This is a genomic window from Acinetobacter brisouii CIP 110357 (genome assembly GCF_000488275.1).
Taxonomy (GTDB): domain Bacteria; phylum Pseudomonadota; class Gammaproteobacteria; order Pseudomonadales; family Moraxellaceae; genus Acinetobacter; species Acinetobacter brisouii.
This window is the reverse complement of record NZ_KI530765.1, coordinates 17,816-34,095: the sequence shown is the minus strand read 5'-3', so window position 1 is coordinate 34,095 and position 16,280 is coordinate 17,816. Positions and strand designations below refer to the sequence as shown.

The 16,280-nt window shown below is 39.9% G+C and carries 14 protein-coding genes and 3 pseudogenes; 10 read left to right on the top strand and 7 right to left on the bottom strand.

Annotated features, from left to right (window positions below):
- Positions 1–3 precede the first annotated feature (3 nt).
- From P255_RS15665 to P255_RS14075, 5 genes and pseudogenes are all read left to right on the top strand, one after another.
- Positions 4–165, top strand: a pseudogene (locus tag P255_RS15665) (rubredoxin); the annotation flags it as partial.
- The gene (locus P255_RS14090; RefSeq protein ID WP_228127497.1) at positions 154–1,359 is read left to right on the top strand and encodes an FAD-dependent oxidoreductase; all 1,206 of its coding nucleotides are present in this window, start codon (positions 154–156) and stop codon (positions 1,357–1,359) included. The pseudogene P255_RS15665 and the gene P255_RS14090, both read left to right, overlap by 12 nt.
- Before the next feature lie 12 nt (positions 1,360–1,371).
- Positions 1,372–2,688 carry an NAD(P)/FAD-dependent oxidoreductase gene (locus tag P255_RS14085; RefSeq protein ID WP_004898394.1) on the top strand — a complete coding sequence of 439 codons (1,317 nt, stop codon included), beginning with the start codon at positions 1,372–1,374 and terminating at the stop codon, positions 2,686–2,688.
- Between the two features lie 13 nt (positions 2,689–2,701).
- Complete coding sequence (locus tag P255_RS14080; RefSeq protein ID WP_004898391.1) at positions 2,702–3,055, top strand: cupin domain-containing protein; 354 nt, start codon at positions 2,702–2,704, stop codon at positions 3,053–3,055.
- Between the two features lie 186 nt (positions 3,056–3,241).
- Entirely contained in the window at positions 3,242–4,399 is a 1,158-nt protein-coding gene (locus P255_RS14075; protein WP_004898389.1) for a hypothetical protein, read from the top strand.
- Between the two features lie 293 nt (positions 4,400–4,692).
- Here P255_RS14075 and yddG read toward each other — a convergent pair whose 3' ends face one another.
- On the bottom strand, positions 4,693–5,598 hold the full coding sequence (gene yddG / locus P255_RS14070; protein WP_004898387.1) for an aromatic amino acid DMT transporter YddG: 906 nt from the start codon (positions 5,596–5,598) through the stop codon (positions 4,693–4,695).
- 431 nt (positions 5,599–6,029) lie between these two features.
- On the bottom strand, positions 6,030–6,935 hold the full coding sequence (locus P255_RS14065; protein WP_004898386.1) for a LysR family transcriptional regulator: 906 nt from the start codon (positions 6,933–6,935) through the stop codon (positions 6,030–6,032).
- Positions 6,936–7,143: 208 nt separating this feature from the next.
- Here P255_RS14065 and P255_RS14060 point away from each other — a divergent pair, with 208 nt between their 5' ends.
- Genes P255_RS14060 through ttdB form a run of 3 tightly spaced genes read left to right on the top strand, consistent with a single transcriptional unit; the run spans position 7,144 to position 9,989 of the window.
- Positions 7,144–8,448: an MFS transporter gene (locus P255_RS14060; RefSeq protein ID WP_004898383.1), complete on the top strand. Its 1,305-nt coding sequence runs from the start codon at positions 7,144–7,146 to the stop codon at positions 8,446–8,448.
- A gap of 36 nt (positions 8,449–8,484) precedes the next feature.
- Complete coding sequence (gene ttdA / locus P255_RS14055) at positions 8,485–9,384, top strand: L(+)-tartrate dehydratase subunit alpha (protein ID WP_004898382.1); 900 nt, start codon at positions 8,485–8,487, stop codon at positions 9,382–9,384.
- Complete coding sequence (gene ttdB / locus P255_RS14050) at positions 9,381–9,989, top strand: L(+)-tartrate dehydratase subunit beta (protein WP_004898380.1); 609 nt, start codon at positions 9,381–9,383, stop codon at positions 9,987–9,989. Before ttdA ends, ttdB begins: the two co-directional genes overlap by 4 nt.
- Positions 9,990–10,063: 74 nt before the next feature.
- On the opposite strand, the pseudogene P255_RS15410 reads toward ttdB, so the two are convergent.
- The 5 genes and pseudogenes from P255_RS15410 to P255_RS14030 form a co-directional block, all read right to left on the bottom strand.
- Positions 10,064–10,141, bottom strand: a pseudogene (locus P255_RS15410) (IS6 family transposase); the annotation flags it as partial.
- Positions 10,142–10,266: 125 nt separating this feature from the next.
- Positions 10,267–10,863 (bottom strand): undecaprenyl-diphosphatase, encoded by a 597-nt coding sequence (locus P255_RS14045; protein WP_004898379.1) that lies wholly within the window; start codon positions 10,861–10,863, stop codon positions 10,267–10,269.
- A gap of 18 nt (positions 10,864–10,881) precedes the next feature.
- A complete protein-coding gene (locus tag P255_RS14040; RefSeq protein WP_004898377.1) occupies positions 10,882–11,703 on the bottom strand; it encodes a COG4705 family protein in 822 nt (273 codons plus the stop codon).
- 185 nt (positions 11,704–11,888) lie between these two features.
- Complete coding sequence (locus P255_RS14035) at positions 11,889–13,520, bottom strand: sensor histidine kinase (RefSeq protein ID WP_004898375.1); 1,632 nt, start codon at positions 13,518–13,520, stop codon at positions 11,889–11,891.
- The gene (locus tag P255_RS14030) at positions 13,513–14,196 is read right to left on the bottom strand and encodes a response regulator (protein ID WP_004898373.1); all 684 of its coding nucleotides are present in this window, start codon (positions 14,194–14,196) and stop codon (positions 13,513–13,515) included. The genes P255_RS14035 and P255_RS14030 overlap by 8 nt, the downstream gene beginning before the upstream one ends.
- Before the next feature lie 420 nt (positions 14,197–14,616).
- Between P255_RS14030 and P255_RS14025 the strand changes: the two are divergent.
- Together P255_RS14025 and P255_RS14020 are read left to right on the top strand one after the other, a co-directional pair.
- Positions 14,617–14,880 (top strand): annotated as a pseudogene (locus tag P255_RS14025) (ISNCY family transposase); the annotation flags it as partial.
- Between the two features lie 287 nt (positions 14,881–15,167).
- Positions 15,168–16,070, top strand: a complete 903-nt coding sequence (locus P255_RS14020; RefSeq protein ID WP_004898369.1) for a GGDEF domain-containing protein — start codon at positions 15,168–15,170, stop codon at positions 16,068–16,070.
- Positions 16,071–16,280: the final 210 nt, after the last annotated feature.

Below are 16,280 nucleotides of genomic sequence, written 5' to 3'. Positions count from 1 at the left end.
ACGATGAGAAAGTGGTTATGTATTGTCTGTGGCTGGATTTATGATGAAGCAAAAGGCTGGCCTGATGATGGAATTGCACCAGGTACCAAATGGGAAGATGTTCCAGATGATTGGTTATGCCCTGATTGCCAAGTGGGTAAAGCTGATTTTGAAATGTTGGACATTACCGATGTTGATATTGAGGAGCAACCGCAAACTGCGGTAGCTTCAGCTATTGAGCCGATTGTTATTATTGGTAGTGGACATGCAGGTTATCAACTGGCCTCAACTTTACGTGCCCAATCTCCCGATTTATCTATTACCTTATTTACGGCTGACGATGGCGCTCTTTACAGTAAACCTGCTTTATCCAATGCTTTGGCATTGGGTAAAGATGGAGAGAGTTTAGTTCGTGAGTCGGCACTCAGTTGGGAACAACGTCTAAATATACGTGTCTACCCACATACCAAAGTGACTCATATTGACCGTGTCAACAAAAAAATTCAGACCACAATTGGTGATTATCCTTACGGTCGCTTAGTTCTAGCCACAGGTGCAACACCTATTGTGATTCCTGTTGAAGGCGAAGCTTCAGCAACTTTAAGTGTCAACGATCTGGCAGATTACCGCCATTTTCGTCAGAAATTGAGTGGAAAACAGCATGTCACGATTTTAGGTGATGGGCTCATTGGTTGTGAATTTGCCAATGATCTAGCTGCACATGGTATGCAGGTCACTGTTGTTGGTTTAGGTCAATCAGTAATGGGGCGTCTAATTCCAAAGGAATTAGGGCATGCTTTACAAAATGCACTTAGCCAGATAGGGGTTGAATGGAAATTACAAAATAGTATTCATTCAATTCAGGCGGTACACGATCGTTACCGAGTTAAGTTACAAGATGGACAACTTTTAGAGACTGATTTAATTCTTAGTGCTGTAGGTTTGCGCCCAAATATTACTTTAGCACAGGCTGCTGGCCTTGAAATAGGACGTGGTGTTCGTACAAATCTTGATCACCGTAGTAGTGATGCTTCGATTTTTGCTTTAGGTGATTGTGCAGAAGTTGAAGGTCAATGGGCTCCCTACATTAACCCAATTAATCAGGCACTTCCTGCATTAGTCAATAGCCTTTTAGGGCAACCGACTAATGCAGCTCTTAAAGCAACACCAGTTATAGTCAAAACACCTATATTGCCGTTATCAGTTTTACCAGCAACGGGTATGGGTGAGTGGCGTGTAGAACAACACGATGGTGAATGGGCAGCGGGATTTTATGATGAAACTGGTCATTTGACAGGTTTTGCTTTACTTGGTCATAAGTTACAGCAGCAGCGTAGCCAATGGCTTGAAAAAATGAATGCATCTCCATCTACAGTTTAAGGGAATAACAAAATGATTGCTTTACCGAATGATGATCATACCTGTGGTTGGTATGCAGCGTTGCCACCCGCAGCGCCAGCTAAAAAGTTAGTAGGTTTACAAAAAGTTGATTATGCAATTATTGGAGCGGGTTTTGCAGGTCTGGCAGCAGCACGCAGATTAGCTGAACTAAAGCCTAATGCTCGTATTATTTTAATTGATGCTCAACGTGTTGCAGAAGGCGCTTCTGGTCGTAACTCTGGATTTGTGATTGATTTACCGCATAAATTCGCATTAGGGCACCCAGATCCAGCACATAAGCAAAAATTATTAAAGTTAAACCGCTCGGCAATTGCACAATTGGAAGGGTTGGTTAACAAGCACAATATTCAGTGCCAATGGTCTGCAGCAGGTAAATATCAAGGGGCTATCGGTGAGCGAGGTGAAGCACATCTCAATCATTTTGAACACTTGATGAAAGATTTGGGCGAACCCTATCACTGGGTGGAAAAAGAACAACTCAAGAAAGTATTGGGGACAGATTACTATAGCCGAGCGATTTTTACTCCTGGTTCTTATTTAATGCAGCCAGCAGCCTTGGTACGAGGCATGGGTGATCATTTGCCTGAGAATGTTGAGTTATTGGAACAATCTCCAGTTCGAAGCTTAAAGAAAAGCGATGGGCAATGGATTCTCCAAGGTGATCAGGGCACAGTAACTACCCCTAAAGTGCTATTAGCCACAAGTATCTTTACCAAAGAATTCGGTTATTTAAAAAATCGTTTGTTACCTGTTATGACTTTTGCAAGTTGGACTCGACCTTTAACTGATGCAGAAATGCGACGCTATCATGGTGAATTAGATTGGGGGCTTACGCCTGCTGATCATGCAGGGACAACATTACGTATGACTGCAGATCGTCGTATCCTGATTCGTAATACTTACAAGCATGTGCCGAAGTATGGTGCAAATGTGACTGATGAAACTCGACGTTGGATACAAGAAGACCATCGCAAAGCATATTTGGCACGTTATCCAGATTTGGCTGATGTTCCATTTACCCATACATGGGGTGGTGTTTATGCCATTTCTCGTAATTTCACTAACTTCTTTGGTCAGTTGGAAGATGGTGTTTATGCCAGTGCTTGTGACAATGGAGTCGGTGCTGCATGGGGAACCATTTCAGGGACTTTACTGGCAGATTTAGTTGTGGGTACAGATTCTCAAGCCTTGAGTGATATTCAGTATGTGACAGGTATGCCGAGTTTAAACCCACCAGAACCATTTTTAGGGATTGGGGTGAAAACGCGTATTGCATTCGAGAAATGGCGCAGTCGTAGTGAATTGTAAGCGAAGTAAAGATATGAAAGAAGTGAAGTTAGTTGATAGTGCTCAACTCAATTTTAATTTACGCGGCGAAACCCCAAATGGTACGGCTTATGTTGCCAGAGCATTAGGAGCTGATGTGTCACCCAATATGGGAATTGGTTTTGCGCGTTGGGAAGGTGCAGAAGTGACTTGGCAGGTTCTCTATGACGAAGTGGTTTTTGTGATAGAGGGCTGTTTTGAACTAACTGCCAACGGTCAAAAATATGAGGTTCGTCCAGGACAAATGTTGTGGATTCCAGAGGGAACAGAGCTTGTTTATGGTGGGCATGCTTTGTTTGGATATGTTGTCCATCCAGGTAACTGGAAAGAACTGCATGGTATTGCTTAAAAATAATCGTTGTATTTAAAAGTTTTTTTCTAAAGCTACAGGTGATTTTTCATAGATCTCCTGTAGCTGAAAGTAGGTACTCAGGCTAAGCATGTCATTAAAAAATAGTGATGTGTCACCTGAACACGTAAGACAAAAGGGATTAAATTTTTCTTAAAGTTTCATTTAAAAAGGACATGTGACTAAATGAATCAAGTTTTTCTTAAAGCCAGTATTGGTTTATTAATAGCAGGAATAGGCTTGCCATCTTTTGCAGGGATTACTTTAGGTAATCCAGACAGTGATTTAGGGGCATTGACCGTATCAGGTGCTGTGCGTGCCAGTTATCAAGACAAACAATATGGTGAGTCGGCATCCGATCAAAAAGTGCAGTTTGATGCGGGTATTTTAAAATTAGATTATCAATCTAAGAAGTTGTTTGGGCGCGCCGAATACCGTTGTTATCAATACGACAAACTTTGTGACTTTTCAACTTTGGTTGATGGTTACATGGGCTATAAAATGAACTCGACGGACAATCTTACTGTTGGTTTGCAGCCAATTCCATTTGGCCCAGGTCAATATTGGGACAGTAGTTTCTATGCGGGAATCAACAACACTATGGGCTTGCAAGATGCACATGACCTCGGTGTGAAATATCATTTTGAGATGCCTTCATCGACCAAGTTTGACTTAGCTTATTTTTTAACTGATGGTGGTAACTATCATGGTGCAAGCCAAGATGCAGCCCGCTATACAGCAAACTTGGTAAAGTCATCAGAGACAAATTTACAAGAAAAAAATATGTGGATGGCGCGCGTCAGTCAGGACATTCATCCGTATGATGATTTGAAAATGACAGTAGGTGGAAGTTACTGGTATTCAGATATTAAAAATCGTAGCACCTCACAAGATGGTTCTCGTAAAGCTTGGGCACTGTTCAATACAATGAGTTATAAAAACCTGGGCATTTCTTTAACTGGTGGTAAAACCTCAATCGACAATAAAGATGTGCTTATTCCCGCAGTATCAACGTTTGGTTCATTTGATGCTGAATATGATATTGCGAACACAGGCTATTTTTATACGGTAGATATAAATTATACATTTAATAATGTAAGGAACTTCCTGAATATCACACCTTATTTTGTTTATAGTGGGTTTGATAAAAAAGATAAAAATTTTGCAGATTCAGAGCGAAATATTCTAGGGGTTGCTTGGAGCCATAAAAATATAACGCTATATACTGAATATGTCATGAGCAAAAATGATCCATTTGTTGGTGGGGCGAGAAATTCATTGGCACAAGGTGATGATGGAAAATTGGATAAATTGTTGAATATCATGTTTATTTACAATTTCTGAAGTTAAATAACCTTAACTTAAGCTATTAAAAAATTAAGGAAGCCTATTAGGCTTCCTTAATTTTTTATAATAAGTTTTTTATTTAAAATATCATTCTAATAATCGAATTTTTCGAATTTAGCAGTTATGTCATTATATTGGTTATTATGATTTATTTAGCCTTTTATCTGAACTAGGAATTAAAATATTAGAGGTCGGAATTTTGAACTTCCGTAAAATAATTATGATTGTTTTAGTTATTCATAATCAATTTTGAAGATAAGCATCTCGGGCATTACTCTCATGTCAATCAACTAGGATGCTACCTCAAGATTTTTGGTATTGTGGTTTTTATGAATCGAAAACCAGCAAATTAATGATCCAAGAGTGACAGTTAACGCTCCATACCAGAAATTTGAAGATAAACTTGAATTCAAAACTATGGTTGAAAAAACTGATGAAAGAATTGGTGAAAAATAAGATAACATGATTAATACCGGCATATTCCCTTTAATAATACCTGTATTCCATGCCAAATAACCCATAGCAAAGAAAACAGCATTTATACCAATAACCGTATAACTCATAAAACCGTCTATTTGGGGTAGATGAAAACCTTGAGTGAATAAGGTTAAAATCCATAATGCAATAGCTGTTAAGATAAAATACAATGAAATGGCATTGGTGCCATTACTGTGCTTTTTAGTATAAATGCAATATACTGCCCAAAGTAAAGATGCAATAAAGATAAGTAAGTAACTGACTGGGCTTTTATGGAAATTATCCACAAAATTTAATTTTTTATGATAATTAATTAAGATAACGCCACTAAAGCTAACCAATACACCAATGATAGTTAAAAAGTTAACTTTTTCTTCTTTTAGGAATGCCATCATTAAAATAATTAAGGTTGGCCATAAGCTAAAAATAATATTCATCTCAATAGATTTTTCAGATGAGTTTGATAAAGTAATTGAAAATGCAAAGCATAATTCAAAAATAACGAAAAGCAGACTAGAAATAAATAAGAATTTTTTAGAAACTTTTTTGAAATCTGGTAGCCCATAGGATAAATATAAAATCATAGCACTTAAAGTATAAACATAAGTAACTGTATAGATTGGACCAAACTTTTCAGTTGAAAGCCTAAGTAAACCTACTAGAGTAGACCAAAGCAATAAAGCTGAAATACCTATTAATGTTGCAATTTGACGATTCATAAGATTTATCTAATTAAAAAAATAAATCATAATTTTTTATTCAAGAATTTTAAAGTTGAATTAAATTGATAAAAACTCATGTATACATGAGTTTTTATCATGGTTTGTATAGAAAACTATTTTTCTATTCTTTGTTGGTAAGACAAAATTTCTCAAATAAAAACTATAATGGAAATAATAGGATATTTTGAAATCTAATCATCAATATTATAATGCTGATTTATTAATAAAGTTATTAAAAAGATAAAAATTCAGAATCTAATTTTTAAAGATTCACTTACATATCATCATGATGAACCCATTCCTTAATCTTGGGTACCCTCATGATCTATTACAATCATACTTATAAAAGCACTGAAACACAGCCTCAATCCAATTTAAAATTTATGTTGCCAAGTTTTCTGACAAAGATAGGAATGAACATTACTCAATCATTGTAATTGATCAATACATTTTTCTAAATATCCATGTAAATAATCAATAAAATACGATACTCGTGGAGAATGTTGTAGTCGATCCAAGTACACAGCATACACATCCGCGGGAGCAGTATTATATTCTGTTAAAATCTGCACCAAGCGACCACTTTTCAAGTATTTAGCAACTTCCCATTCGGCACGCATTAAAATCCCATGCCCCTCAAGCGCCCAATTGAGTGCCACTGCACCATCATTCGTGCTCAACTTGCCATGTACTTTAATGGTTTCAAGCTGTGCTGCTCTATTAAAACGCCAATTCCCATATGCCGTATCATTTTGCCGCAGCACAATACACTGATGTAGGGTTAAATCATGCGGAACTTGCGGTACACCATTTTTCTTTAAATAAATCGGTGAAGCGCAAAGCAAACGCCGATGTGCTATCAGCTTCTTGGCAATAATACGTGAATCTGGCAGTTCACCAAATCGGATCACGACATCGACGGCATCATCAGGCAAAGTCACTGGACGATCACTCAAATGTAGCTGAACTTCAACATCAGGATAAATTTTGGCAAACTGGCTAATCGCTGGCGCAATATAGGATCGACCAAAGCCCAAAGGTGCATTGATGCGTAATAAGCCTTTCGGGGCAACACGACTACTGGCAACCAGTCGTTCCATGTCATCAATTTCATTCAAAATCCGCAGTGCATTTTCATAATAAATTTCGCCTTCATGAGTCAGACTAATACGACGCGTTGTTCGATTCAGCAAGCGCACCCCCAGGCGTTGTTCAATCTGGTTTAAACGCCGCGAAACCGCGGGTGGTGTCAGGTTTAATTCCCGTGCTGTGGCAACAAGGCTTCCCTGTTTTATTAGTAAACAAAAAAATCCTAATTCTGTATCCGTACTCATGATTATTCAGTTTTTTGCAATAGTGATTTAACTTTAGCGCGATTTTTCTATTTTTCAAAGCCGCTACTATGGCTTCAGGTTACCTCCTTGTACCCATCACAACAATAAAAGTCGCAGAGGAATGCGGCTTGGTACAAGGAAGCCATTCGTCAAATTCGATCATGAAGTATCGATTGGTAATCTTTAGGAAAAATGGAGAATTCTTCTCATGGATATGGATTTAGAGAAACGGGTACTACGCAAAATTACGTGGAGAATTGTACCGTTTATCATGCTGTTATATCTGATTGCGTATATTGATCGGGTCAATATTGGTTTTGCTGCACTGACCATGAAACAAGACCTTGGTTTTAGTGCCTCAGTTCTTGGTTTTGGTGCAGGGATTTTCTTCGTAGGTTATTTTCTCTTTGAAGTCCCATCCAACATTATTTTGCATAAAGTTGGCGCACGGCTCTGGATTGCCCGCGTCATGCTCACGTGGGGACTGATTGCAGGTGGTATGGCTTTTATACATAGCTCGACCAGTTTTTATGTCATGCGCTTCTTGCTTGGCGTGGCTGAAGCTGGCTTCTTCCCTGGCATTATTTTGTACCTTAGCTATTGGTTTCCTGTGCGCTATCGTGCAAGTGTGATTGCTTTATTTATGGCGGCTGCCCCAATTGCAACCGCGATTGGCTCACCAATTTCCGCAGCATTACTGGAAATGCACGGTTTTATGAATTTGGCTGGCTGGCAGTGGATGTTTCTGATTGAAGCTGTACCTGCGCTGATTTTAGGTGTGGTGGTGTTTTTCTACATGACCGATCGCCCAGAAAAAGCCACATGGTTAGCTGCTGATGAAAAAGAATGGTTGATTCAGACCATGCAACAAGAGCATCAGCAAAAACAGACTCATGAACACCACAGCATCATCCGTGGTTTGACCAACCCGAAAGTTCTTGCCCTTGCCTGCGTGTATTTTGGAACATCGGCAGGATTATATACCCTCGGAATTTGGGCACCACAAATTATTAAAGAATTAGGCGTATCGGCAATGACCGTCGGCTTTCTAAATGCCATTCCACCCATTCTCTCTGTTATTGCCATGATTTTATGGTCACGCCACTCTGACCGTACGGGTGAACGTACATGGCATGTTGCGCTTGCTTGCCTGATTGCGGTTGCAGGGCTAGTGATTGCTGCCCAAACCCACAATGCGCTTGGGCTAATTGCTGCACTGAGTGTCGTCAATATCGGGATTAGCTGCTCAAAACCACCGCTTTGGAGTATGCCAACCATGTTCCTGTCAGGTACCGCCGCAGCAACAGGAATCGCTACCATCAACTCGATTGGCAACCTCGGCGGCTTTGCAGGACCAGCGATGATTGGCTGGATTAAAGATCAGACAGGCAGTTTCAATGGTGGATTGTATTTCATTGCAGGGCTACTCGTTATCTCTACGGTACTTACCCTGATTTTAAGTGCAAGCCACAAAACCAAGATGAATGCCAACAACGCTTCAAACGAAGCCTAGCAACCTATTTTTTCAGATTTGTCAAAGGAGTATCACATGGACAAACAGCTTGCCATCCAGTCCCTTACGGACACCATGGCGAAATTCACAGCCTATATTGGTAAACGCTTACCGAAAGATGTCAACAAAAAATTGATCGAGCTACGCACACTGGAAACCAATCCGCTCGCCAAATCAATCTATGACTCGATGGATGCCAATCAAGAAGCCGCAGACAAACTTGACCGACCAAGCTGCCAAGACACAGGCGTGATCCAGTACTTTGTTGAAGCAGGTGCACATTTTCCATTACTCGGTGAATTGCAGGAAATTTTGCAGGAAGCGACGGCTGAAGCCACCCGCAAAGGTCCTTTACGTCACAATGCTGTAGAAACCTTCGACGAAAAAAATACAGGAACCAACACAGGCACACAAATTCCATGGCTGGACTGGCGCATTGTCCCAGAAACCGATACCTGTACCATTGATGTCTACATGGCAGGCGGCGGTTGTACCCTTCCTGGTGCTGCCAAAGTCCTGATGCCAGGACAAGGCTATGAAGGTGTTGCAGAATTTGTGATGGATGTGATCACCGAGCGTGGTGTAAATGCTTGCCCTCCACTTTTGGTTGGGGTTGGCGTATCAACCTCCGTAGAAACCGCGGCACGTCTGTCTAAACTCGCCATCATGCGTCCAGTCGATTCAAAAAGCGATAACCCGCGTGCTGCACTGATGGAAGACTTGCTGGAACAAGGTCTCAATGAAATTGGTATTGGACCACAGGGCTTAACAGGCAACAACAGCGTAATGGGAGTTAATATTGAATCCTCTGCGCGCCATCCATCCACCATTGGAGTTGCAGTCAACACAGGTTGCTGGGCACACCGCCGCGGCAAAATCCGGATTAACCCTGACATGTCTTATGAAATCCTGTCACATGAAGGAGTTGTACTATGAAAAAAATCCTGACAACCCCGATTCGTGATGAAGATCTGGCTGACCTGAAAGTCGGTGATGTGGTGTATTTGACAGGCCGTTTAGTGACCTGCCGTGACGTTGCGCATCGTCGTCTGATTGAACAAGGGCGTGAACTGCCAGTGAACTTGGAAGGTGGCGCAATTTTCCATGCTGGCCCAATTGTCCGTAAAAAAGATGATGATCGTTTTGAAATGGTATCCATTGGTCCAACCACCAGTATGCGTATGGAAAAATTCGAACGCGAATTTATTGCTAAAACTGGGGTCAAACTGATTGTTGGTAAAGGTGGCATGGGGCCTGAAACTGCCGCAGGCTGTCAGGAACATAAAGCTGTACATGCCATTTTCCCAGGTGGCTGTGCGGTACTGGCTGCCACGTTGGTTGAAGAAATTGAAGGCGCAGAATGGCAAGATCTGGGCATGCCTGAAACTTTATGGATTAACCGTGTCAAAGTCTTTGGTCCACTGATCATTTCGATTGATACTCATGGCAATAACCTGATTCAGGACAATAAAACTGTTTTCCAAGCCAAGAAACAACCTGTTTTGGACAGAATCAGCAAACAGCTTGGTTTTATTCAATAATCTATTTTTCTCGGTATCTGCTTCCCATTGAGCGGATACCACTTAATTCATTCTAGCCTTCTAATTCCCTCCCAAATGCCATATTTACAATACCAGCGCACAGCCCAAAGAATAATTTCGCCCTGAAAATGTCGACCATGGAAGGGATTCATATACTAAACTTTTAGCTAAAAGATTATTTAGCTTATCATCAATGGCTATTTGCAACAGTGCGCTAATTCCCATCTAAAAGATATGTTCACTTTTAGGTGAGGTTTCCTGATCAGGAAGATACTTTTTAATTTGCTTTATTGATCTTCAATAATCTCCCTAAAGTCATTTCATACAAATAAATGAATAGCTGAGTAAATTGATCACCAATTTTTTTCCAGACTGGCTCCATTAGTAAAGCAATGCTGATGGACAAGATAAACGCACCAATCATATCGAATGGAAAATGTACACCGATATATATCCGTGCCCATGCTACAATCCATGCCATTATAAAAATAACCCAACCAATTAAATACTTACGGGACAGTAAAAAAGTGACTGCGATTGAGCTAAATAATGTCATGTGATCACTAGGAAATGACGGATCAGGCACATGATAAATAAGCGTTCGACCAATCCCCATCATAAACGGGCGAGGATGTGGATAAACATGGCCAATAATTTGAGCAACACCTAATGCCAACAACGCTACACATACTGATTTCAATGCAATTTGCTTTTGAATATGATCACCAGTAGCCCAGTAAGCCAGCAAAAATAGCGGTATCAGATATAACAAATCATTGGCAATAAAAATCGCAAGATGAATCGTTGATAAATGAGCCATGGGGCTAGCATTAATGGCCAAAAAAAGTTGCAGATTGAAGGGTTCTAATGACATCTTATTTTCCTTGATCTGCTAATCTTTTAAAATTTGAAAATCTGCATTTTGTGCCAAGTTACGGCTATGCTGAATGTGTGACAACACTATTAATATTGCCATTATAGCTATAGCGACCAATGATGCATTGAGTGTCCCCAAATCCAGCCCACCTTTTGCCATCGGTTTTGTCAGGAAGTCCCCAAAAGTTGCGCCAAATGGACGAGTAAATACAAATGCGATCCAGAACAAAATGATATGATTCACTTTGGAGAATTTATGCAACAGAATAACCAGCGCAATAATACCCCCCGTTACCATTGAGCCTTGTAAATAACTCAGCCCCAAGGCGTCTCCTAAAAAGTCACCGAATGCTGTACCCAGACTGTTTGAGAACAAAATCGCGATCCAGTAATACAGTTCTTTGGGTAATTCATAGATTGGGTAGACTGACAAATTACGATATTTTTTATACCAAAAACTTAAGGCTGCCACTAAGCCAGAGAACAAGAGCAAACTACCTCCTGTGTAGCCAAGATGGAAGGTACGGTCAATAGCATCTGAAATTTCTGTTCCCAATGTGGTCGTCCCGATAATCACTAACCAGAACACGACAGGAATGAATTTTTTTAAGCGAAGTTGTACAGCCAATACAATCAGAAAACCAACACCTGTAATGGCGATTCCTGTTAAATAACCTAGATTTAATGTTTGAGCAATAAAGTCCCCTAGCGTTTCACCTAGGGTCGTTGCCACAATTTTCAGTAACCAAAATAGAAAAGTGACTTCAGCAACTTTATTGATTAAGGGAATGTCTGAGCGGTTAAGGTCAGAATTCATTTTATGATTGATTGTACGCATTTTTAAAATTCCTGCTTACGTCAGTTGAACGCGAACGAACGAATGTTGGTGTTACGATACGTTGCTGAGACTTAGCAGAAACTTAGCGACTCTTATCAAAGAGATGTCATGTACACTTTTTATCCGTATAGCCGTAAAACCTCGCCCTTCAGAGCGGGGATTAATGGATAACCAGATTTAATTAATCACTCTTGGGGCAGTACTAAGGTCACGCACAATCCCCGATTGACGGTTAAGTTATAATCACTACCTTGTGACAAGGATAAAAATAGTAAGATTCCAGTCTGTTCACAGACCGTTTTTACAATAGATAATCCTAAGCCAGTACCTTTTGGTCCCTGGCTCACTGCCAGATTATCAGAACGGTAAACCGTTATATCTTGCGTGGAATTTAATCGGACAAATGGCTCAAAAGCTTGCAGATAATGTTCCTGATCAATTCCACATCCCGTATCAATAATTTGCAAGATGGTTTGTTTCGCAGGCAAATCAAAGGCCGTTTGTTGCGATGGCCCAATAACACAAACACTTTGGGACTTTAAGACATCTGGCCAGTTTTCAACAGATTTCAATGCAATACTGACTTGACCACCATCAGGTGTATATAGCACCGCATTTTGAATAATATTTTTAATTAACAATAAAATGGCTGTAGCATCAGCATGGATCGTAACATCTTGATGGTGAGTATTCTGGGAAAAATTATTGATATCAAGAACCAATTGAATCTGCTTATTATCAATAATGGGCAATAATAAATTAACAGCTTGCTCTAATAGCGGACGAACAGCGACTGGTTGGATATGATCATGATTGGCATTTAGTCGTGCAAGAGTGAGTAATTGCTCAACTAAATCTTGATTGCGTTTAACCCTTAAAGCCAATTTATCCAATCCTGCTCGAATTGTATCATCTGTTGCTAAACGCTGTAATCGTTGTACCTGTAGAGAGATTGCAGTCAGTGGTGAACGTAACTCATGCGATGTATCTGCAATAAACCGTTGCTGTTGCTCAACATTATTTTTGACTTGTACCAATAACTGATTAATTGCGGTCATGAATGGTAAAATTTCATCAGGCAAGTTTGTCAAAGGTAATGGACTAAAATCAAAATCCTGACGTTGCATCACCGTATTTGCCAGCACCTTGACTGGATGAAACATGCGCCACATGATTAAAGGCAATATTGCCCCCAGAGCCAGAATAGCCAAAAGCAATGGCGCAAGAGATTGTATAGCGCTACTTTCAGCCAAATCAGCTTGTAAATCAGTTAATTGTCGAACAATAATAATCGCATTATTTTTATCTAGCCGATAAACACGCCACTCTTCACCAGAGATCTGCTGAGAGCTTAAGCCATTTGGAATATGTTGTAATTGTTGAAATGTTAAGCGATCACTTTGCAAAGGACTTTTGTTGAATTGAATTTGAGTGTGGGTGTGATTCTCCAAGAGCGTATTTTTTTCAGTCGAAACTTGAGTAGGCTGAACAAGTCTAAAAACGTCAATACTAATTCCATCGTCATTATTAGATAATTGATAATGCTGGCTTTTGGACAATGGTTCTATCACTGAATCTTGGGCCAAGTTGTTGTAACTTTTATGATTTAAATTTTGATTTTCATTGTCAGCTATTAAATTCGCAATATTTTTGAGGTTATCGTTTTGAAAATTACTGATTTGACGATAACTATTCCAAAATGCAAATCCACCTGCCAAAATCGCCAAAATAAGTAACGTTACAACCGTCCATATGATCACTTGCTGTAATAATGAACGGTTTCTTTTTAATTGTAACGATGGTTGACTATCAAGCATGACCTTCATCATCCATCTGCTGAGTAATATACCAACCCAGCCCTCGCACATTTTTTATGGTTTGATGACCAAGCTTTTTACGTAAATTGTAGATCAGGAATTCAATCGCATTACTTTCAACCTCCATTCCCCAGCCATATAGTGAGTCTTCCAATTGGTTTTTTGATAATACTTTGTCCGGAGATAGCATAAATGTCGTCAATAGCATAAATTCTTTAGCCGTTACATCAATCACGGTTTTGCCTGATAGCATTACGCGCTTATTGGCCGTGTCTAGGCTTAAATTCCCCACAGTCAGTAAATTTTCAGCTTTTCCTTGTGAACGACGAATTAATACTCGCATTCTGGCGAGCAGCTCACCAAGTTCAAACGGTTTAATGACATAGTCATCTGCTCCAGCATCGAGTCCCTTGATACGGTCATTTAGCGCATCTCGCGCGGTCAAAATCAATACAGGCGTTTCAAGTTTGGAATTTCGAATGGTTTTAAGAACGCCCATACCATCAATTTCGGGTAATCCTAAATCGAGTAGAATCAAATCATAGGCTTGGGTTTCAATGGCTAAAATGGCATGTTTTCCATCTTTCACCCAGTCCGCAGTATAGGCCTCATCTTGTAATGCTTCAGTCAGTGTTTCACCGATCATCAGATCATCTTCAACCAATAATACGCGCATGATTTTTTCCTTTCTTTAGATCACTCATTCCGCTAAAAATTGCATTCAGCATAAATGAAACATTGATTTACGAATGATTAATTCGGTTTTATTCAGGAATCATGATACATACTTTAAGGCATTGATTAAACTTTGTAATTTCCCATAAAAATTTCAATACTGGCTTGCAGCACTGACTTTTCAACTGCTGTTTCTCGGAAAATATGAATTACATTCAGCTGGCACTGTTGTCAATAGAGATTTGAGTCGAGGGTATTCCCTTTAAAAAGTGCTTAGAAACCGAAAACTCTATTCAGACCTAGCTACACTTCACCCTGAGACTGTCTGATATCTAGGATACTGGGAGCATTCCAAACGACCTTTGACTATATGCTTTCAACCAGATCCTATATTGAGCAATAGGGCAAACCTCTAGCCTTTTACCCTGATGGAACGGTAGCCATCATGCATGAAGGGCGGAAAATTAACTACAGCATCTTTAATAAACTATCGAGAGTGCAGCAAAATGGAATCGTTGAGAATAAGCGTTTAGGTTCTGTGCTAGCCTATATCCAGCAACAACATGAAGAATTAGAAAAACAGAATAAATATTCTCGATCCAAGAAAAGTATGCCAAGTCGTAAAGCTCAGAAAGCTGTCATTGAACAAATAAATTTAAATCCTGTGCTTGACTCTTATGCTTAAAAACAGGACATTTTAATTGGTGAATAACATTCAAAAAATTATTTTATCTTTATGATAATTAAATAAATTTAAGAATTTAATATAATCACCATTATGTTCAATAGAGGAAATATACTTCAAAAGTAGCATTGGGGCAGGCGTGTGGAATTAGTCGCCAAACAGTTTATAGATATTTGCAACAGTATCCACCAAATAGCCAATAGTAGCTTTTGGCGAAAAAATACGTGCATTTTATTTTTAATTGACTAATGTATTAATTATTGTAAATCAAGCAGAAGAAGTGCTTCATGATTAACATTGAGCAGATGTCCATAGTTCTTGATACATTACCAGACCCTGCCTTTATCCTGTCCCGAAGTGGAAAATACGTTGCGGTGTTTGGTGGTCGTGATAAGCGCTATTACCACGATGGTTCCGGTCTCGTTGGTCTGTATATTTCAGATTTAATCAAGCCTGATAAGGCCAACTGGTTTCTTGAACAGATTGGCCGGGCACTGGTGTCTGGAAAACTAATCATCGAAGAGTACGAATTGAGCAACAGGGATGTAAAAGGTCTACCCGATCATGGCCCTGAAAAACCGATTTGGTTCGAAGGACGCATCCAGGCACTGAGTTTTTCTGTGGACGACGAAGATGTGGTGCTCTGGGTCGCAAGTAATATTTCAAAGCGACACGACCTGGAAATCAGACTGAGAGAACTAGGCGATACCGATCAGCTAACTGGCCTTTTCAACCGAAGAAAACTGGAGCATGAGTTGACGCTACACTATGAGTCATACGTACGGTATTCAGTGCCAACTTCCATCTTGATGTTGGATCTTGATAACCTAAAAAAAATCAACGACAGCAATGGGCATCACGTGGGCGATGAGGCGATTCGGGCAGTAGCTAACATTCTTCGCTCAACACTACGGAAGACTGATTGTGTCTGCCGCTTGGGTGGTGATGAGTTTGTGGTTGCCTTGCCCAATACTGAGCATGAGCAGGCAATTCAGTTTGCCAAGCGTATACATGACAGTTCCAAAAAAGAGTTAAGCCGGTTTTCAGTGGACAGTTCAGTTGTCACAGCTAGTATTGGGGTGACAGCTATAGTGCCGGAAGATCGTTCATACAAAGATACGATCAAACGAGCTGACCTAGCTCTGTATAAAGCCAAAAATGGGGGGAAAGATAGAATTGTATCGGCCTGAGAGCGCTGTTACGAATAAAGACTTAAGTTAATGATATTCTATAAAAAAATCTTAGAGACCAAAAAACGGGACTATTATTTCCATAATCCTAACACACGGTTTTGATTCTTTTTGGCTTTTTTGCATAAAGCTTTTAAATATAAAGCTTCTCTAAGCTAAGCAAATTTAAGTGACAACTTGGGTATGTGGTCAGCCTAACTCTGTAACTTT

Coding starts and splice junctions, on each gene's coding strand:
- P255_RS14090 (WP_228127497.1), top strand. CDS start 154: ATGTTGGACATTACCGATGTTGATATTGAGGAGCAACCGCAAACTGCG.
- P255_RS14085 (WP_004898394.1), top strand. CDS start 1,372: ATGATTGCTTTACCGAATGATGATCATACCTGTGGTTGGTATGCAGCG.
- P255_RS14080 (WP_004898391.1), top strand. CDS start 2,702: ATGAAAGAAGTGAAGTTAGTTGATAGTGCTCAACTCAATTTTAATTTA.
- P255_RS14075 (WP_004898389.1), top strand. CDS start 3,242: ATGAATCAAGTTTTTCTTAAAGCCAGTATTGGTTTATTAATAGCAGGA.
- yddG (WP_004898387.1), bottom strand. CDS start 5,598: ATGAATCGTCAAATTGCAACATTAATAGGTATTTCAGCTTTATTGCTT.
- P255_RS14065 (WP_004898386.1), bottom strand. CDS start 6,935: ATGAGTACGGATACAGAATTAGGATTTTTTTGTTTACTAATAAAACAG.
- P255_RS14060 (WP_004898383.1), top strand. CDS start 7,144: ATGGATATGGATTTAGAGAAACGGGTACTACGCAAAATTACGTGGAGA.
- ttdA (WP_004898382.1), top strand. CDS start 8,485: ATGGACAAACAGCTTGCCATCCAGTCCCTTACGGACACCATGGCGAAA.
- ttdB (WP_004898380.1), top strand. CDS start 9,381: ATGAAAAAAATCCTGACAACCCCGATTCGTGATGAAGATCTGGCTGAC.
- P255_RS14045 (WP_004898379.1), bottom strand. CDS start 10,863: ATGTCATTAGAACCCTTCAATCTGCAACTTTTTTTGGCCATTAATGCT.
- P255_RS14040 (WP_004898377.1), bottom strand. CDS start 11,703: ATGCGTACAATCAATCATAAAATGAATTCTGACCTTAACCGCTCAGAC.
- P255_RS14035 (WP_004898375.1), bottom strand. CDS start 13,520: ATGCTTGATAGTCAACCATCGTTACAATTAAAAAGAAACCGTTCATTA.
- P255_RS14030 (WP_004898373.1), bottom strand. CDS start 14,196: ATGCGCGTATTATTGGTTGAAGATGATCTGATGATCGGTGAAACACTG.
- P255_RS14020 (WP_004898369.1), top strand. CDS start 15,168: ATGATTAACATTGAGCAGATGTCCATAGTTCTTGATACATTACCAGAC.